General features: G+C 65.5%; 3 protein-coding genes. 1 reads left to right on the plus strand and 2 read right to left on the minus strand.

Going from position 1 to position 2,067, the window contains the following annotated elements; translation table 11 throughout:
- Positions 1-104: superoxide dismutase, Ni (locus ACFVDI_RS28635; RefSeq protein ID WP_218131477.1), on the minus strand; the 104-nt coding region annotated here is incomplete at its 3' end.
- Between the two features lie 47 nt (positions 105-151).
- Positions 152-682, minus strand: a complete 531-nt coding sequence (locus ACFVDI_RS28640) for a flavin reductase family protein (protein ID WP_378912270.1) — start codon at positions 680-682, stop codon at positions 152-154.
- Between the two features lie 310 nt (positions 683-992).
- On the opposite strand from ACFVDI_RS28640, the gene ACFVDI_RS28645 reads away from it, so the two are divergent.
- Complete coding sequence (locus ACFVDI_RS28645) at positions 993-2,003, plus strand: TerC family protein (RefSeq protein ID WP_378912271.1); 1,011 nt, start codon at positions 993-995, stop codon at positions 2,001-2,003.
- Positions 2,004-2,067: the final 64 nt, after the last annotated feature.

A 2,067-nucleotide genomic window follows, 5' to 3' on the forward strand; every position in this document is an offset into this window, starting at 1 on the left:
GCCTTGACGGACTCGGCCTCGATGCGGGCCTGGGCGGGGTCGTAGACGCCGCAGGGCAGGTCGCAGTGGGCCGAGACCTCGATGGTGGGAGCGAACAGACGCATGGTGGATCCTCTCGGTGATGTGGTGGAGCGACCGTCGAGGTCGACGGTCAGGAAGCCTTCTCGGGCAGGATGCGATCGATCGGGACGGTGCCGGCGGACGGGCCGAGCGACCAGTAGTGCCGGTCGTGGTGGAGGAGCGGCTCGGCGGACTCGTCGAGGCTGACCGCGTCGATCTCGAGCAGCACCAGCCAGGCCTCACCGGCAGGGACGACCCTGATCACCTGCCCGTAGAAGCTCGCCGCCGCGTCGTCCAGGACCGGTGGCTCGCCGTGCTGGAGCGTCCAGCCCTGCGCCACCGTGAACCGCGGCGCGGTCCGGTCGGCGAAGGCCGCCGCCACGTGGGCCTGGGAATCGGTCAGCACGTGCACCGCGAGACGCTCGCTCCCGGTGAATGCGGGCCCGGACCGGCCGGACCGCGAGACCGAGAACGACAGCATCGGCGGGTTCGCGCTCACTGAGGCCACGCTCGAGACCGTTGCCCCGACGGGCCCGGTGTCGGTCGAGGTGGCGACGACGGCCACGCCGGTGGGGTATCGACGGAAGCCGGCCTTGAACTGGTCGGTGAGTGTGTCGCTCACACCCCCTCCTCTCTCTTTCGCAGTGACGCTAAAACATCAAGTCCAGTTGAGGTCCAGTCATCCACGGTGTGATCGCTGACTCATCTGCTGTTGAGCACCTGGGATCATGTGAAGTGCCGGAGGCGCTGCTTGTTAGACTAGCTGCGCGCTTGTTATACAACTCCGGTTGGGATGGCGCGGTCCGCCGATTCCAGCGCCTGTCGCCGATGCCGTCGACGGACGCTGCGGCCGCTACGACTTCGAAGCTTGGACCCTGGTCGCCTAATCTTCCCAAAGAAACGCTCTGCCTCACGATCTAAGGAGTCCCTTCGTGGACGTCTCCCCGCTCATCTGGTGGTTGACCATCGGCATCGCCAGTGCCGTGCTGCTCTTCGACGTACTCGTCATCGGCCGACGGCCGCACGAGCCGTCGCGTCGGGAGCTGATCGTCGCCCTGAGCGTCTACATCGGCCTGGCCGTGCTGTTCGGCATCGGTGTCTTCGTGTTCTCCGGTCCGAAGTACGGCACAGAGTTCTTCGCGGGCTGGCTGACGGAGTACTCGCTCTCGGTCGACAACCTCTTCATCTTCATCATCATCATGTCCAAGTTCGCGGTGCCGAGGCAGTTCCAGCAGAAGGCGCTGCTGATCGGCATCATCTTGGCGTTGGTCTTCCGCGGCATCTTCATCGCCGTGGGTGCGGCCGCGATCGAGAACTTCAGCTGGGTCTTCTACCTGTTCGGCGCGTTCCTGATCTACACCGCGGTCAAGCTGGCCATGGAGGGCGGCGAGGACGAGGACGAGTACGAGGAGCCCGCCGTGGTGAAGTTCCTCGAGCGTCACATCCCACTCACCTCGAGCTGGGACAGCGCCAAGATGTTCATCCGTGAGAACGGCAAGCGGATCGCGACCCCGATGTTCGTCGTCATCTGCGCCCTCGGCACCACCGACCTGCTGTTCGCGCTCGACTCGATCCCGGCGATCTACGGTCTGACCAACGAGGCCTACCTGGTCCTGACCGCCAACATCTTCGCCCTGATGGGTCTGCGTCAGCTCTACTTCCTCATCGGTGGTCTGCTCGAGCGCCTGGTCTACCTGTCCTACGGCCTGGCGATCCTGCTCGGGTTCATCGGTCTCAAGCTCGTCTTCCACGCGCTGCACGAGAACGAGCTGCCCTTCATCAACGGTGGCCACCACGTCGAGTGGGCCCCGGAGGTCTCCATCGAGGTCTCGCTCAGCGTCATCGTCGGCATCCTGGCGATCACCACGATCCTCAGCCTGCTGAAGTCGCGCAGCATGACCGAGAAGGAGCGCGACGACGCCACCGGGCCGCGCAGCATGTGACCCTTCGTCAACGACCCGGCTGAGCCGGGACCGCCCGCGGGCCCGCTCCGAACAGGAGCGGGCC

It is taken from the genome of Nocardioides sp. NPDC057767 (genome assembly GCF_042798275.1).
Lineage (GTDB): Bacteria > Actinomycetota > Actinomycetes > Propionibacteriales > Nocardioidaceae > Nocardioides.